The organism is Pseudomonadota bacterium (assembly GCA_018823135.1).
In the GTDB taxonomy this organism is placed as follows: Bacteria; Desulfobacterota; Desulfobulbia; order Desulfobulbales; family CALZHT01; genus JAHJJF01.
Window position 1 is genome coordinate 1 of sequence record JAHJJF010000067.1, and the last position, 16,108, is coordinate 16,108.

The 16,108-nt window shown below is 48.1% G+C and carries 10 protein-coding genes; 9 read left to right on the plus strand and 1 reads right to left on the minus strand.

Annotation, left to right across the window (positions count from 1 at the left end):
• The 8 genes from KKE17_06785 to KKE17_06820 all read left to right on the plus strand — a co-directional run.
• Positions 1–266, plus strand: a 266-nt coding sequence (locus KKE17_06785) for a hypothetical protein (GenBank protein MBU1709694.1), incomplete at its 5' end; no start/stop codon positions are given.
• 240 nt (positions 267–506) lie between these two features.
• Positions 507–1,529, plus strand: a complete 1,023-nt coding sequence (amrS, locus tag KKE17_06790; protein MBU1709695.1) for an AmmeMemoRadiSam system radical SAM enzyme — start codon at positions 507–509, stop codon at positions 1,527–1,529.
• Between the two features lie 250 nt (positions 1,530–1,779).
• Positions 1,780–2,892, plus strand: a complete 1,113-nt coding sequence (gene carA, locus KKE17_06795) for a glutamine-hydrolyzing carbamoyl-phosphate synthase small subunit (protein MBU1709696.1) — start codon at positions 1,780–1,782, stop codon at positions 2,890–2,892.
• Positions 2,893–2,967: 75 nt separating this feature from the next.
• Positions 2,968–6,183, plus strand: coding sequence for a carbamoyl-phosphate synthase large subunit (carB, locus tag KKE17_06800; protein MBU1709697.1), 3,216 nt, complete (start codon positions 2,968–2,970; stop codon positions 6,181–6,183).
• A gap of 226 nt (positions 6,184–6,409) precedes the next feature.
• The gene (gene ftsH / locus KKE17_06805) at positions 6,410–8,224 is read left to right on the plus strand and encodes an ATP-dependent zinc metalloprotease FtsH (GenBank protein ID MBU1709698.1); all 1,815 of its coding nucleotides are present in this window, start codon (positions 6,410–6,412) and stop codon (positions 8,222–8,224) included.
• Positions 8,225–8,291: 67 nt separating this feature from the next.
• Positions 8,292–9,128: a dihydropteroate synthase gene (gene folP, locus KKE17_06810; protein MBU1709699.1), complete on the plus strand. Its 837-nt coding sequence runs from the start codon at positions 8,292–8,294 to the stop codon at positions 9,126–9,128.
• A 100-nt stretch (positions 9,129–9,228) separates the two neighbouring features.
• Positions 9,229–11,193: a class I adenylate cyclase gene (locus KKE17_06815; GenBank protein ID MBU1709700.1), complete on the plus strand. Its 1,965-nt coding sequence runs from the start codon at positions 9,229–9,231 to the stop codon at positions 11,191–11,193.
• Between the two features lie 84 nt (positions 11,194–11,277).
• A complete protein-coding gene (locus KKE17_06820) occupies positions 11,278–11,532 on the plus strand; it encodes a thioredoxin family protein (GenBank protein ID MBU1709701.1) in 255 nt (84 codons plus the stop codon).
• A 23-nt stretch (positions 11,533–11,555) separates the two neighbouring features.
• On the opposite strand, the gene asnB is transcribed toward KKE17_06820, so the two are convergent.
• The gene (asnB, locus tag KKE17_06825) at positions 11,556–13,457 is read right to left on the minus strand and encodes an asparagine synthase (glutamine-hydrolyzing) (protein ID MBU1709702.1); all 1,902 of its coding nucleotides are present in this window, start codon (positions 13,455–13,457) and stop codon (positions 11,556–11,558) included.
• A 302-nt stretch (positions 13,458–13,759) separates the two neighbouring features.
• Between asnB and nifJ the strand changes: the two genes are divergently transcribed.
• The coding region (gene nifJ, locus KKE17_06830; GenBank protein MBU1709703.1) for a pyruvate:ferredoxin (flavodoxin) oxidoreductase at positions 13,760–16,108 on the plus strand (2,349 nt) is incomplete at its 3' end.

The window sequence follows — 16,108 nt, forward strand, 5'->3', positions numbered from 1 at the left end:
CTCAAAATAATGCTTTACTTCTTACTGCTTGTCCTGTTCATTTCGCTATTCAGTTCTCAAAGATCCCTCTTGCCATTTCAACAATTTTATCGTTGACGCCAACTCGAAGCCGACGCTTTTGGCAAACCTTTATATATACTGCACCCTCACCAAATGTCAAGAAACTTAAAAAGCACAAACAACTTTTTTTATCCCGTGCTCTTCATGCTCAAAAGACTAAGTCCCCGGCCGTCTATTGCTACAGCTGCACAGTGATTAAAAACTGACTGTGTAGGATTCCTCTGTGAAGGAGGCGGACAAACTATAATACCCTGAAGGAGATGTCAACAAATACTTTTCGACTGATCTAAAAAAATTGCTCCATAAATGTTCACACACAAACCAGGGGATTAAAAGGAAAATACCTTTGACCCGCAATTAAAATCGTGCCATAAGTACTTTACATGAACAACCCCTGTCGGCCTCAGGATGATGAAACCTGTTTTATAATGTAAGGAGCATCAACAATGAAGGAAGCTGACTTCTACGAAAAATCGCAAGACAACACCAAAACAACAGTACAGTGCCATCTGTGCTGCCACAAATGTATTATCAAAAATAACAAACGTGGAATATGCCATGTCCGGGAAAACAGGGACGGAAAACTAATAAGTCTGGTATACGGCAGATTGGTTAGTGAAAACATTGACCCTATAGAAAAAAAACCGCTTTTTCACGTATTGCCCCGCTCGTTATCCTATTCTATTTCAACAGTTGGATGTAATTTCAGATGCAAGCATTGCCAGAACTATCAGATATCACAATACCCACGAATCTATGGCGGCGAGGTCGCCGGCAGTAGAACCACCCCGTCTCAAGTTGTCAGCGCTGCGGCAGAACACAGTTGCAAAAGCATCAGTTACACGTATGTCGAGCCGACAATATTTTTCGAGTTCGCCTACGACACCGCAATCATTGCCCGCGACGCAGGCATCAAAAATATCTTTGTCAGCAACGGTTACACCTCGCCGGAAGCCATCAAAAAAATCGCCCCTTTCCTCGATGCCAACAATATCGACCTCAAGGCTTTTACAGAAAAATTTTACCGCGAAGTGTGCGGCGCAAAGCTTGCCCCGGTTCTGGAATCAATCCGGCTCTCGAAAGAACTAGGCGTCTGGGTTGAGGTTACCACTTTGGTCATTCCAGGATGGAATGACTCCACCGAAGAACTCAAAGGTATCGCCAAATTTCTGGTATCAATTGACCGGAACATTCCTTGGCACGTGACACGATTTCACCCCACCTTTGAAATGACCGACAGAAACATGACTCCGGCAGACACACTCAGGAAAGCGCGCAATATAGGCCTTGAGGCCGGTTTGAAATATGTCTATACGGGAAACATCCCGGGCGAAGAGGGGGAAAGCACCTTCTGCCACAAATGCGGCAAAAAAATAATTGAACGAACCGGCTTTTTTGCCGAAACACCCGGCTTAATAAATGGTAGGTGTGAATTCTGCAAAGAAAAAATTGCCGGCATCTGGGAATGAGTCTATGCTATCATTCGCCCTTCACTTACTTTCTTCCCATAAAATAATTTTCTAAATGTCAAGCATGACAATTCTATCATTTTTTATTGACGAAGAAGTGATTTCGCGTTTTAATATCCTGATTTTTTTTCTGCAAATCTGAACGTTCAACTCAATAATCCATATGGATGCAAACTGCTCCATCATAATGGCAGTAAGTCTGAGAAATCATTAAACTTGTCATATAGAATCGAATAAATTTAGGAGTTATATGAAGGCGCTCATTGCACTTGAGGACGGTACTATTTTCACAGGAGAATCTTTCACCGGTTCAGGAGAGACCACCGGTGAAATTGTCTTTAACACCGGAATGTCGGGTTATCAGGAGGTTTTGACGGATCCGTCCTATAAAGGCCAGATCGTTACCATGACTTACCCGCTTATCGGTAATTATGGCGTTAACCCCGAAGATATTGAATCGAACAAAATCCAGGTAGAAGCTTTTCTAGTCAAGGAGTATAACCCGATTCCCAGTAATTTTCGCTCAACCGGGACTCTGGCGGATTACCTCAAGAAAGAAAACATCCTCGGGGTAGAAGGCATCGACACCCGGGCTCTCACTCGCCATATCCGAATTGCCGGGGCATTGAAAGGAGTTGTATCAACCCTTGACCTTGACTCTGAATCCCTTGTTAATAAAGCCAAAACATCCCCCGGCCTCGTGGGCAGGGATCTGGTCAAGGAAGTTTCCTGCGCTAAACCTTACGGGTGGGCTGCATCCGGGCCGGTCCCTGGGAACAATTTCTCCTCTGCTGCTCCCGGAACCTTCAAAGTCGTCACCATTGATTACGGGCTCAAATACAACCAGTTACGGCTTCTCACCGAAAGAGGATGTTCCGTCCAGGTGGTTCCGGCAACAACAACGGCTAAGGAAATCCTGGCGATGAACCCGGACGGCGTATTCCTTTCAAACGGCCCAGGCGACCCTGCAGGAGTACCGATGGTGGTTGATACTGTTCGAGAGATTTTAGGCAAGAAACCGATTTTTGGAATTTGCCTGGGGCATCAGATATTGGGACTCGCTTTCGGCGGTAAAACCTATAAACTGAAATTCGGTCATCGGGGCGTCAATCAACCGGTAAAGGACTTGACCACCGGCAAAATAGAAATCACCTCCCAGAATCACGGTTTCTGCGTTGATCTCAATTCACTGAATGCAGATGAAGTCGAGCTCACCCATGTCAATCTGAATGACAACAGCCTCGAGGGCATGAGACATAAAAAGTTTCCGGCGTTTTCCGTACAATATCATCCGGAAAACGCCCCGGGGCCCCATGACGCTATCTATCTGTTTGATCGTTTCATTGAAATGATGAAACAGTGAATAGTGACGAGTGAATAGTAAATAGTGACGAAAATATCGCGTCTTTAACATAGAAGAAGGGAAACACGAAATACCATGCCTAAACGTACAGACATCAAAAAAATTCTGATCATCGGCTCAGGCCCCATTATTATCAGCCAGGGCTGTGAATTTGATTATTCCGGCACCCAGGCTGTAAAGGCCCTCAAGGAAGAAGGCTATGAAGTCGTACTGATTAATTCCAATCCTGCAACAATCATGACCGACCCGGAAATCGCCGATCGCACCTATATCGAGCCGATCACCCCGGAGATCGTTGCAAAGATTATCGAAAGGGAAAGGCCTGATGCGCTGCTTCCCACCCTTGGAGGTCAGACCGGTCTTAACACCGCTATCAAACTGGCCAAGATGGGCATTCTTGAAAAATACAACGTTGAAATGCTTGCTGCAGATGTTGACGTCATCCACAAGGCTGAAAGCCGCGCCCCTTTCCGGGCCGCAATGAAAAAAATCGGCCTGAACGTGCCGGAAAGCGCTATCGTCCACAACCTTGAAGAGGCCCGGGCGGCAATTGAGCAAATCGGTTTCCCGATCATTGTCCGTCCAAGTTTCACCCTTGGCGGCACCGGCGGCGGCGTGGCATACACCACCCAGGAACTTGAGGCGCTGTGCACTGTTGGCCTCGACCTCAGCCTCAACACCGAGGTCATGCTGGAAACCAGCCTTCTGGGGTGGAAAGAATACGAACTCGAAGTAATGCGGGACAAAAACGACAATGTCGTGATCATCTGCTCCATTGAAAATATGGATGCCATGGGTGTACACACCGGGGACTCGATCACCGTGGCGCCGGCGCAGACCCTCACCGATCGAGAATATCAGATGATGCGCGATGCCTCCATTGCGATCATGCGGGAAATAGGTGTTGAGACCGGCGGCTCCAATGTGCAGTTTGCGGTAAACCCGCAAAACGGCGAACTCATGGTCATTGAAATGAACCCCCGGGTTTCCCGGAGTTCGGCCCTGGCCTCCAAAGCAACAGGTTTCCCAATCGCCAAAATCGCCGCCAAGCTCGCGGTGGGTTACACTCTTGATGAAATCAGAAACGACATTACCCGTGAAACCTATGCCTCCTTCGAGCCTTCAATTGATTATTGCGTCGTAAAAATTCCACGCTGGACATTTGAAAAATTCCCGGAAACCAAGGACGAACTGAGCACGGCGATGAAGTCAGTGGGTGAAACCATGGCCATCGGCAGAACCTTTAAAGAGGCTTTCCAGAAAGGTCTGCGTTCACTTGAAATCGGCTGCGCCGGTTTTGGCGCGGACGGCAAACACGATCTTTCTGCCCTTGACCGCCGCGACCTTGAAAAGGGCTTGGTAAGGCCAAACTCCCTGAGGGTTTTCTACATTTATGAAGGCCTGAAAAAAGGCATGACGGTTGACGAGATTTACAAGCTTACCTTTATTGATCCCTGGTTTCTCAATAATTTGAAACAGATTATCGACGCCGAAGCGCGCATCAAAGAAAAAGGTTTTGCCGGGCTTGACAAAGATTGTCTGTATAAAGCCAAACAGTTTGGATTTTCAGACTTGCAACTTGCCTTTCTCACCGGCACATCTGAAGCGGACATCAGGGATTTAAGAAAAAAACTTGCCGTAATTCCGGTCTATAAACTCGTTGACACCTGTGCTGCGGAATTCGAGGCTTATACTCCTTATTTCTACTCTACTTATGAAGTAGAGGACGAATCGCGCCAGACGGACACCCGTAAAGTCATGATTCTCGGCGGCGGTCCCAACCGGATCGGCCAGGGTATCGAGTTTGATTATTGCTGTGTGCACGCCGCTTTTGCACTGAAAGAAATAGGCATCGAAAGCATCATGGTCAACAGCAATCCTGAAACCGTCAGCACCGACTATGACACTTCCGATAAACTTTATTTCGAACCGCTGACCCGCGAAGATGTGCTCAACATTATTGATAAAGAAAAGCCTGAAGGGGTCATTGTCCAATTCGGCGGCCAGACGCCGCTGAATCTTGCCGTGCCCCTTGCCAAGGCTGGAGTGCCTATCCTTGGCACCTCTCCGGACAGCATTGACCGGGCTGAGGACCGCGAACGGTTCCAGCAGTTCCTGCAGAAACTTAACCTTATCCAGCCGGACAACGGTCTTGCGCTTAATGCGGACCAGGCCATTGCGGTTGCCGCCAAGGTAGGCTATCCGGTTGTTGTGCGGCCTTCATATGTTTTGGGCGGCCGCGCCATGCGCATCGTATATAATGAAAAGGAACTCAGATCTTACATGACAACCGCGCTGCTGGTTTCTTCCGACCATCCGATTCTTATCGATAAATTTCTCAAAGATGCCATCGAAATCGATGTGGACGCAATCTCAGACGGCGAGACAACCATTGTCGGCGGCATCATGCAGCATATCGAAGAGGCTGGGATTCATTCTGGCGACTCCGCATGCGTCCTGCCCCCTCACACCCTTTCAGATGAACTCATTCAAAATATCACAGCTGCCACAAAAGCCATGGCAATGGAGCTCAAAGTAATCGGCCTGATGAATGTCCAGTTTGCAATCAGAGAAAACATCCTCTATGTCCTGGAGGTCAATCCCCGGGCCTCACGGACAATTCCCTTTGTCAGCAAAGCAACCGGCGTGCCCCTTGCAAAACTTGCCACCAAGGTGATGATGGGCATGAAACTCAAGGATCTTGGGCTTACCAGGGAAGTCCATGTAGACCATTATGCAGTCAAGGAAGCGGTTTTCCCTTTTGACAGATTTGAAAATGTCGACACCCTGCTGGGCCCTGAGATGAAATCCACCGGCGAGGTCATGGGCATTGACGATACAATTGGCATGGCCTTTTTAAAATCTCAACTGGCAGCAGGCCAGAAAATCCCCGATGGCGGCACCGTCCTGATCAGTGTAAGAAATAACGACAAGGCCGCAATCCTTCCCATTGCAAAAAAACTGATCGACCTTGATTTCACAATTATTGCAACCTCGGGAACAGCCGCTTTCTTATCTGAGAATAATGTGCCGTGCACCCGGGTGAACAAAATTTCCGAAGGACGCCCGCATATACTGGACAAATTACAAAACAAAGAGATTCACTGGATCGTCAACACCTCCCTTGGAACCAGAACTACTGAGGATTCTTATAGCATCCGGCGGGCTGCTCTGGATTATCATCTGCCATATACAACAACTGCCGCAGGCGCCGACTTCATGGTTGAAGCCATCGCCACCAAGCGAAAAGAGCCTGTCACAGTAAAAGCGATTCAGGAATATTTTTTATAATAGAATCTGTTACAGCCCTGAGCCCTGCCGGATAATCGACTGACAGAGCCCACAGATAGAAAAAGATATTTATGGCCATTTTTTTCGAGAGTTACTAGACATTCCATAACGTCCGACTTATTGTTACTATGCATTAAAACATATTCACTTAAAAAAAGTTACAACACTCACCCATAACCAAGTCACATAAACACGGGTGGCAATTGACATCCCGGAGGAATACCTTTTGAACACTTTCTATAAAAATCTTTCAATGTGGCTGCTGATCGGGCTCACAATGATTCTTCTGTTCAACATGTTCAATAAACCCCAGCTGGCCATAATTGAATTGACCTACAGCGATTTTCTGACAAGCGTAGAAGCAGGCTCGGTTACCCAGGTCATAATCGAAGGAAATGCGATCACCGGCACTTCCTCTTCCCAGGGGAAATTCAAATCATTCGCTCCCGCCGACTCGGAATTAATCCCGCTGCTCAGGGAAGCAGGTGTGAATATCCAGGTGAAACAGGCTGAAAACACCCCATGGTATCTCACGGTTCTTATTTCCTGGTTCCCAATGCTTCTGTTAATCGGCGTCTGGATCTTTTTCATGAGACAGATGCAGGGCGGCGGTGGCAAGGCCATGTCATTTGGAAAGAGCCGCGCCAGGTTGATGGATGTCGAAAAATCAAAAGTAACTTTCAAAGATGTTGCAGGCATAGAAGAGGCAAAAGAGGAACTTTCTGAAATTATCGAATTTCTCAAAGAACCGAAAAGATTTACCCGCCTTGGCGGGCGGATCCCCAAAGGTGTTCTGCTGGCCGGTGCTCCTGGAACAGGAAAAACCCTGCTTGCCAAGGCGATTGCCGGTGAAGCCGAAGTGCCTTTTTTCACGATCAGTGGTTCCGACTTTGTTGAAATGTTTGTCGGTGTCGGCGCATCCCGGGTCCGAGACCTCTTCACTCAGGGCAAGAAAAACGCGCCGTGCATCATATTTATTGACGAAATAGACGCAGTGGGCCGTCATCGAGGCGCAGGTCTTGGCGGCGGCCACGATGAAAGAGAGCAGACCCTGAATCAGCTCCTTGTTGAAATGGACGGTTTTGAGGCAAATGAAGGTGTAATAATTATCGCGGCTACCAACCGCCCTGATGTCCTTGATCCCGCCCTGTTACGCCCTGGACGTTTCGACCGCCAGGTGATTGTACCTATCCCAGATGTAAAGGGGAGGGAAATGATCCTCAAAGTGCACGGCAAAAAAGTGCCGATTTCCGATAATGTCAAATGGGAAGTCATAGCCCGCGGCACTCCGGGTTTTACCGGCGCCGACCTTGAAAACATGGTAAACGAGGCGTCATTGCTTGCAGCCAGAGTCGACGCCGATTTTGTCGACATGGAAACCCTGGAAAAAGCCAAGGACAAAGTCTTAATGGGTGCCGAGCGCCGCAGCATGATCATTACTGAAAAAGAAAAAGAAGTTACCGCATACCATGAGGCGGGACACGCCCTGGTGGCAAATCTGCTTCCTGGCACCGACCCAATTCACAAGGTAACCATCATACCCAGGGGAAGGGCTCTCGGCCTGACCCAGCAATTGCCGGTTGATGAAAAGCACACCCACTCAAAGTCATTTCTCCAGAACACCCTCTGCATCCTGCTTGGCGGCAGGGTAGCGGAAGAACTGGTTTTCAATGATGTAACCACCGGTGCCGGAAATGACATTGAACGGGGAACTAACATTGCCAGAAAGATGGTTTGCGAATGGGGCATGAGCGAAGTGCTGGGGCCGCTTAGTTTCGGCAAAAAAGAAGAACAGATTTTTCTTGGGCGTGAAATCTCTCAGCATCGTGATTTCAGCGAAGCAACCGCAGTCCGTATTGATGAGGAAGTAACGCGTATCATGCTTGCTGCAGATAAAACCGTGCACCAGATCATTTCCGACAATATGGACATCCTCAAAGAAATGGCCGAAATGCTCCTTGAGAAAGAAACAATTGGTCTCGAAGATATCGAAATCATTATGCGCGCTAAGAAGCAGCGTGTAAAAGAGAAAGAAAGCTAAGCATAATTCTCTTACATTATACCTGCCACTTCAATAAATTATTCCATCAAGCGAGTCTTTTCATTCGATGACAGCTGCAGGTGAATCCTTTGCCTCCTCTCAGGATACCCGAGTCCAGATTATCGGCATCCTGAATGTCACACCCGACTCCTTTTCCGACGGCGGCATTTTTTTTAATGAAGACCAGGCCGTAAAGCAAGCTCTTGCAATGGTCTCGGCAGGGGCCGACATCATTGATGTTGGCGGCGAATCAACCAGGCCGTTTGCTGCCCCTGTCTTAATCGACGAAGAACTTCGTCGGGTCATCCCGGTGATCAAGGCCATCAGGAAACACAGCCCCATCCCCATATCCATCGACACAACCAAAGCCGAAGTTGCAAGGGTTGCTCTGGCTGCAGGCGCGAATATTATAAATGATATAAGCGCGCTGCGATTTGATCCGGAAATGGCCCCTCTGGCCCATGATGCTGATTGTCCGCTGATCATCATGCACATGCAGGGAACGCCGGAAACCATGCAGGTCAATCCCCGGTATAATGATGTTATTTCAGAATCAATTGCCTTTCTTGGAAAACGTCTGGAATGGGCAGAAAATCATGGAATTAAACGGGAGAAAATCATCGTCGACCCGGGAATCGGATTCGGAAAAACAGTATCCCACAACCTCACCATTCTGAAACATATCGCGGATCTCAAGGCCCTGGGGTGCAGTATACTCATCGGTCATTCGAGAAAATCATTTATCGGTAAAATCTTAGGAGATGACCTCCATGACCGGGACACCGCAACTGCAGCAATATCCATGTTCTGCGCCATGCAGGGTGTTGCCTATCTAAGAGTGCATGATGTAAAGAAAACAGTCCAGGCCGTCCGTATCGCCGAGGCAATCCTTGCCGCACCATGACCAGTTCTGTTATACTTGTCTCGATTGACCATTCGTTAATTACATCATCCTTCGCCAAAACCTTTGCGATAACTGTCTTTATCCGGATTCGTCAGATAAAATGAGCAAAATCGAACGATATAAAAAATATAACCGCAATCGCAAAATAACCGCTATCGCCTTTAATGAAAGCAAGGCGGCCCTTCTTTTCAAAATCATCCCTTTCCTCCTTCATTGCAACTATCCGGATCTCCCTGGTTTTGTGAACAGCCCCAAATGCCCATTCGGGATCTACCGGTTTCAACCGGAAAAAGTAGTGGATTTCGATTTATTTCAGCGTTTTTTCCCGACCTCTTCCGCCAAGAATATCAATACCAACAGCCCGTATACGGAAACCCCTTTCATACACTCACTGAAAACCATCGGCAGCATCGGCACCATCGCGCAGACCGAAAAGTCGGATTGTGATTTCTGGGTCAGCATCCGACTTGAGGATATGGATTCCGACGGAGTTGAAATGCTCGACCAGAAATGCAAGGGCATAGAGGAATGGGCGCTCACCAAAGGGATTGAAGTCTACTTCTTTCTAATGGATATTGACCAGACCAGGGAAAACAGTTTTGAATCATCTACCGGAGATGAATCCGCGGGGTCGGCAATCAAGGCGCTCCTCAAGGACGAACTCTTTCGAACCCATATCCTTGTTGCCGGAAAAATGCTTCTCTGGTGGCTGATCCCTCCGGGGTTGACCGAAGAGGAATATCGTAATTATGTAAACACCGCAATCGAGGAGGAAAAACTCGATCCCGACAACTTCATTGATCTGGGCTATCTTTCGGACATCCCCAAATCAGAAATATTCGGCGCCTGCCTCTGGCAGATGAACAAAGCCCTGGACAGCCCCTTTAAGTCGATAATCAAATTTGCCTATCTGGAACTTCTGTTAAACGATACGACCAAAAGACTGCCGCTCTTTTCCGATACGGTCAAAAGGCTTGTCACCTATCCGGACAAAGAAATGTCTGCAAACGGCCAGTTAAGCGACCTTAAACTCATCGATGTAGATCCCTATCTGCTGCTGGCCCGGGAAATTATAGCCTTTTATCAACGGCGCGACACGGAACAGGAACGCGCCGACCTGATCAGAATCTGCATGTTTCTGAAAACCCTTGAAGGCATGGCCACCCAAAAGAAAAAGGGCGGAAAGCGATTAAACTTCGAAAGAACCTCGGCCCTCATGCATAACTGGAACCTTCTGCCCATGGACAGCGAGCATTATTTGAATATCCGGGACTGGGATTACCGTGAACTCGTGGATTTCGGCACCAAGGTCCATGATTACCTTCTTGAAACCTACAAACGTCTCCGGATCATCTTTAACTCATTTGATGATGACACCGCCCTGACCATTACCCAGCGCGACATTCACGTCCTTGGACGTAAACTCTTTACTTATTACGAGAAAAAAACAAATAAAATTGACTACATCCGGAGTTTATCGCGTAATGACATGGCTCAGGGGAATATAACCTTTCATGTCACCAGAGAAGGCGACACCGATTTTTTTCACGCCTTTCAGGGTAAATTTGATCAGCTGGATGTCCAGAAAAATATTCACTCGCTGATTGCCAAAAGAAGCAACCTTGTCATTCTGATCAGTTGGCTGCTGATAAACGGAATTCTCAACAAGAGAACCAAGCTGCATCTGACCAAACACCGTTTACCCCTTGATCTTGTCGACATACAAGGCCTTGCGGCGTTAATGCTTAAAACATTTCCACCGATCACTTTTGCCAGGATATCTTCCGATGACTTATTAAAGAAAGAAAGAGTTGTCAGGGCTTTTGCCGTGATAAATCTTCTGAAAAAACCGGTACGGGACGCCAAGACCCTTCATTCGACATTAATAACCCAAAACAGTTGGGGCGAATATTTTTATGAAAATTTCGATACCCTGAATCAACTGAAAAATGCCATTCGAACCCTTTTATCCAAACATTTTGTCAGCAGATTCAATAAGAATCTGGAGGTCTACATCCCCCCCCAGAAAGAACAACACCTGATCAAAACCCTGGTTTTTCAATAATGGTTCACTCAGAAATAAATTTGCACCGAATAAATAAAATGTTTTGCAGGCGAAAATCACTCGTGCATTATCCAAGCCAACAATATGAAAATAGAATTTTATAAATCAGCCTTGTGCCCGCGCTGCATGCTCGTTGCCTATGTGTTGAAAAAACTTACCGCCAAACACCCGGACCTTGAAATCGAACAGATCGAAGTCATTACCTGCCCCAATAAGGCAAGAAAGGCCGGGGTCCGCCTGATCCCCACCCTCAAAATAAATAACGATAAGCTTTCCGGGATTATTTTAACGCCAACGATGGTTAGAGAATTCATCCTGAAACATCTCTTCGCAAGATAGTGCAAGTCCGGAAAGACAGGACGCTAAATAAATTCCTCAAGCCAGAGACTCAAGGATGCCACTCCCCAGAGCAACTCATGGGGACCATTTGCGTTGTTACAGGCCTGGTTAAAATGGTCATTCAATTTTTTCCGGTCAAAAATACCGAGGTCGGCAAGAATTTCCGAGGATAACCTTTCTTCAACAAAGGATCGCCACCTGGTTGAAAACCACTGCTGATAGGGAATGGATGAGCCGAAACCGGACTTATGCTTATCAATAATTTCAGCGGGAAGCCTATCCCGCATGGCCTGCCGAACCACCCACTTGCCTCCGGCCTTCCCCGCCGACATGTTCACCTTCATTGAAGCGGGGATCCGCATAGCCAGCTCCACCATCCTCACATCAAGAAATGGCGCCCGGTATTCCACAGAATGTGCCATTCCGGCAATATCGGGAATATCTACAATACTGTGCTGGCTGCACACCATGAGCTGCTGAGCAAGAAAGCCTTCATTGAGATCCCGGGCGCCCCACGAATCATACTCCTGCAATAAAAGCTCTGCCGGGCATGCCGAACCAGCCCCCCTTGCAAAGGAATCGCTGTAGACGTTTTTCCAGAAAGAATGAATGGGGCCGAGTCGGAAATCTGCCGTCACCTGATTGCCGGCCCTTGCATATTTCTCCGCAGAGCGTTTCAAACCTGAAAATGGACTTTTTTTCACCAGATGATGCAGGCCTGCCCTGAAAAAAGGCCGCATCTTTTTCCACTTTTCATTGAATGCTAAAAGCTGCCGATGAATTCCGTAGCCGCCGAATAATTCATCGCCGCCGCTGCCGGTTAGAGCAACCTTGCAGTGACGTCCGATCATTTCTGATATTGCAAAGGCATGCATGGGTACAAAACTGAAAAAAGGTTCGGCAAAACTTTTGACGATATCGTTTACCGAAGCAAGCTGCTCCTCACCAAAAATCAACTCATGGTGTTCAGTTCCGTATTGTTCCGCAACCATTCTGGCAGCCCGGAATTCATCATCCGCTGCATGCCGGTCATAACTCACGCAGAATGTCTTCACCTTTCGTTTTTTTCGCATCATGGAAGCCACCACCGCGCTTGAATCCAGGCCACCGGAAAGTTGCGCTCCGATGGGGACATCACTCCGGCAGAGCAAATCCACTGTTTCATCCAGACAGCGGTTTATCTCATAACACGCCTCTTCACAGGAAGTAATCATCCGGGCATCTGAGAATTGCGGCTGCCAATATCGTTTATCACTTATCCCATTGCTGTCGATGGTGATGCAATGACCGGGTTTCAGCTTTTTTATATGTTTGAATGGCGTATAGGGTGCAGGACAGACCAGGTAATGAAGCCCATGATGCAGTCCGTCAAGGTCAACCTCTCGCGGAATGCAATCAAGAGCTGTAAGGGCTCGTATCTCCGAGGCAAAGGCAAAGATGGAATTTTGATGGTAATACACCAGCGGCTTTTCTCCGACTCGATCCCGCGCCAGAAACAGCCTCTTTTTCATGTCATCCCATACAGCAAAGCTGAACATTCCGCGGAGTCGGGAAAGACAATCCCGACCATTTGTAATATATAATGCAAGCAGAACCTCGGTGTCCGAAGTGGTTCGAAACGTATACCCCTTCTGTTCAAGCTCCTCACGCAGCTCCAGATAATTATAGATCTCCCCGTTAAATGTAATGGCAAAACGTCCGTCAGCCGAAACCATGGGTTGTCTGGCCCGTTCTGTCGGGTCAATAATCGCCAGCCGTGTTGTCCCGAGACCGACAGCTCCATGAATCCAGACCCCTTGATGATCAGGGCCGCGGTGTAAAAGCTGCCGGGACATTCTTTCCACAGAGCTCCTGATACGATCTGCTGAAAACCGATTATCCAGAGAGAAAATTCCGCAAATTCCACACATAATATATGATGCCACACTGAATGATCAAAATTATTGAACTACAGGATCCTTGAGCTGATTATACAACTTCTGAGGCTGAATGAGGACCCTACTACGCCCATATTTCCATGTCAATTTACAAAAAAAACATCCTTTCAGTAAAATAATTTGCTAAAATACTGGATATCTATTGCAATCTATTTTATATTTTCGGGTTTTACTCGATGGGAATTTTTTGTACCCAACTCTCTGCATGCAAATCATTCTCGATAAAGTCCTGCAATTACATAAGGTTTATACTTTTAGTTATTCAAACAAATATTAAAAGGAGAAGATTCATGTCTCGGAAAATGGTCACCATTGACGGCAACCAAGCCTGTACTCATGTGGCGTACTCTACAAGTGAAATCATCACAATCTATCCAATCACCCCTTCTTCACCCATGGCCGCTGAAGCGGATACAAAGGCCACCGCAGGCCAGAAGAACATCTGGGGCTCGGTTCCTGCTGTCACTCAGATGCAATCTGAAGGCGGCGTTGCCGGCTCCCTGCACGGCTCACTTACCACCGGGGCGCTGTGTACAACATTTACCGCATCCCAGGGGCTTTTCCTGATGATGCCCAATATGTACAAACTGGCCGGTGAGCTCACCCCCACCGTTTTCCACATTACCGCCCGGTCAGTTGCCTGCCAGGGTCTTTCGATCTTCGGCGACCACGGTGATGTCATGGCTGTCCGCCAGACCGGCTGGGGCATGCTGTGCTCCCAGAATGTCCAGGAATGCCAGGACATGGCGCTTATCTCAACCCAGTCAGCGCTGAAATCGCGTGTACCTTTCATGCATTTCTTTGACGGCTTCCGGACATCCCACGAAATCCAGAAAATCGAACAGCTCACCGAGGAAGATATGGCGGCGATCATTGACGAAGATCTGGTTATTGAGCATCGCAAGCGCGGTCTTTCTCCGGACCGGCCGATGATGCGCGGTACAGCCCAGAACCCTGATGTTTACTTCACCGGTCGCGAAACAGTCAATAAATACTATGAGGCGATTCCCGGCATCATCCAGGACACCATGGATAAATTCGCCAAGCTCACCGGTCGCCAGTATCATCTTTTCGACTACCACGGAGCGCCTGACGCCGAAGAAATCGTCGTCATGATGGGTTCCGGTGCCGAAACTGTTGCCGCAACCATTGATCATTTAGTAGCTCAAGGGAAAAAAGTAGGCTTAATTATTGTCCGCCTGTATCGTCCGTTTAATTGCAAGGCCATGGTTAACGCCATGCCCAGCACGGTGAAGAAAATCACCGTACTCGACCGTACCAAAGAAGCTGGAGCTCCCGGCGAACCTCTGTATCTCGATGTTCGGGCCGCCGTCGGCGAAGCCACCGAATGCTCCTGCATCAACAGCCAACCACTGATCCTTTCCGGTCGTTACGGTCTCGGTTCTGCCGAGTTCACCCCGGCAATGGTCAAAGCGGTATTTGACAATATGGCATCATGGGCCCCGAAAAACCATTTCTGTGTCGGTCCTGATGACGATGTTTCCCACACCAGTCTTGCGTACGATCCTTCATACAATATTGAAGGTGCGGATGTCTATCGTGCGATGTTCTACGGTCTCGGTGCTGACGGGACGGTCGGCGCCAACAAGAACACCATCAAGATCATCGGCACCGAAACCAATAACAGTGCACAGGGATACTTTGTCTACGATTCCAAAAAATCCGGATCCATCACCACAAGTCACCTCCGTTTCGGGAAAAATCCGGTTATTGCCCCGTACCTTATCAACAAGGCGAACTTCATTGCCTGCCATAATTTCACCTTCCTTGATAAATATGACATGCTGAACAATCTTGAGGACGGCGGGACCTTCCTGTTGACCACCACCTTCAGCAAGACCCAGGTCTGGAAACAGCTGCCGTCGGTTGTCCAGAAACAACTCATTGACAGGAAAGCCAAATTCTACGTGATCGACGCGATCAAACTTGCCGAGGCTATCGGTCTTGGCGCCCGTATCAACATGATCATGCAGACCGCCTTTTTCCTGATCTCAGGCATTCTGACCAAAAAGGAAGCCATCGACGCCATCAAAAACGCCATCAAGAAAACCTACGGCAAAAAAGGCGATAAAATCGTTAAGATGAACTACGACGCGGTTGACGTTGCTGTGAGCAATATCGCCGAGGTCAAGATTCCTAAAACCACTGACGGCCACCAAAAACCACCGGTTGTGCCTGTGGATGCTCCTGATTTCGTCAAAAATGTTACTGCCAAAATGATTGAGGGCAAGGGCGACCAGATCAGGGTTTCCGATATGCCTGACGACGGCACCTGGCCCACCGGAACAACCCAGTATGAAAAACGCAATATCGCGGTCCACGTTCCTGAGTGGATTCCTTCCGAGTGTATTCAATGTGGCCGCTGCTCAATGGTCTGTCCGCATGCTGCAATCCGAATGAAGATATCCAACTCCGCTGACCTCAAGGGTGCACCCAAAAGCTTCAAGACCGTTGATGCCGTTGGCAAGCAGTTCAATGGCCGCAAGACCACTGTGCAAATTTTCACCGAAGACTGCTGCGGCTGCACCCTTTGCGTGAATGTCTGCCCTGCAAAGACAAAAGCCCTCAAGATGATCGACAACAACGAAACGGTCACCAAACGCGAATCAGTCAACGTC

Bases quoted from the DNA above. Each gene is read 5' to 3' on its own strand.
- carB (MBU1709697.1), top strand. From the start codon at position 2,968: ATGCCTAAACGTACAGACATCAAAAAAATTCTGATCATCGGCTCAGGC.
- folP (MBU1709699.1), top strand. From the start codon at position 8,292: ATGACAGCTGCAGGTGAATCCTTTGCCTCCTCTCAGGATACCCGAGTC.
- amrS (MBU1709695.1), top strand. From the start codon at position 507: ATGAAGGAAGCTGACTTCTACGAAAAATCGCAAGACAACACCAAAACA.
- KKE17_06815 (MBU1709700.1), top strand. From the start codon at position 9,229: ATGAGCAAAATCGAACGATATAAAAAATATAACCGCAATCGCAAAATA.
- KKE17_06820 (MBU1709701.1), top strand. From the start codon at position 11,278: ATGAAAATAGAATTTTATAAATCAGCCTTGTGCCCGCGCTGCATGCTC.
- carA (MBU1709696.1), top strand. From the start codon at position 1,780: ATGAAGGCGCTCATTGCACTTGAGGACGGTACTATTTTCACAGGAGAA.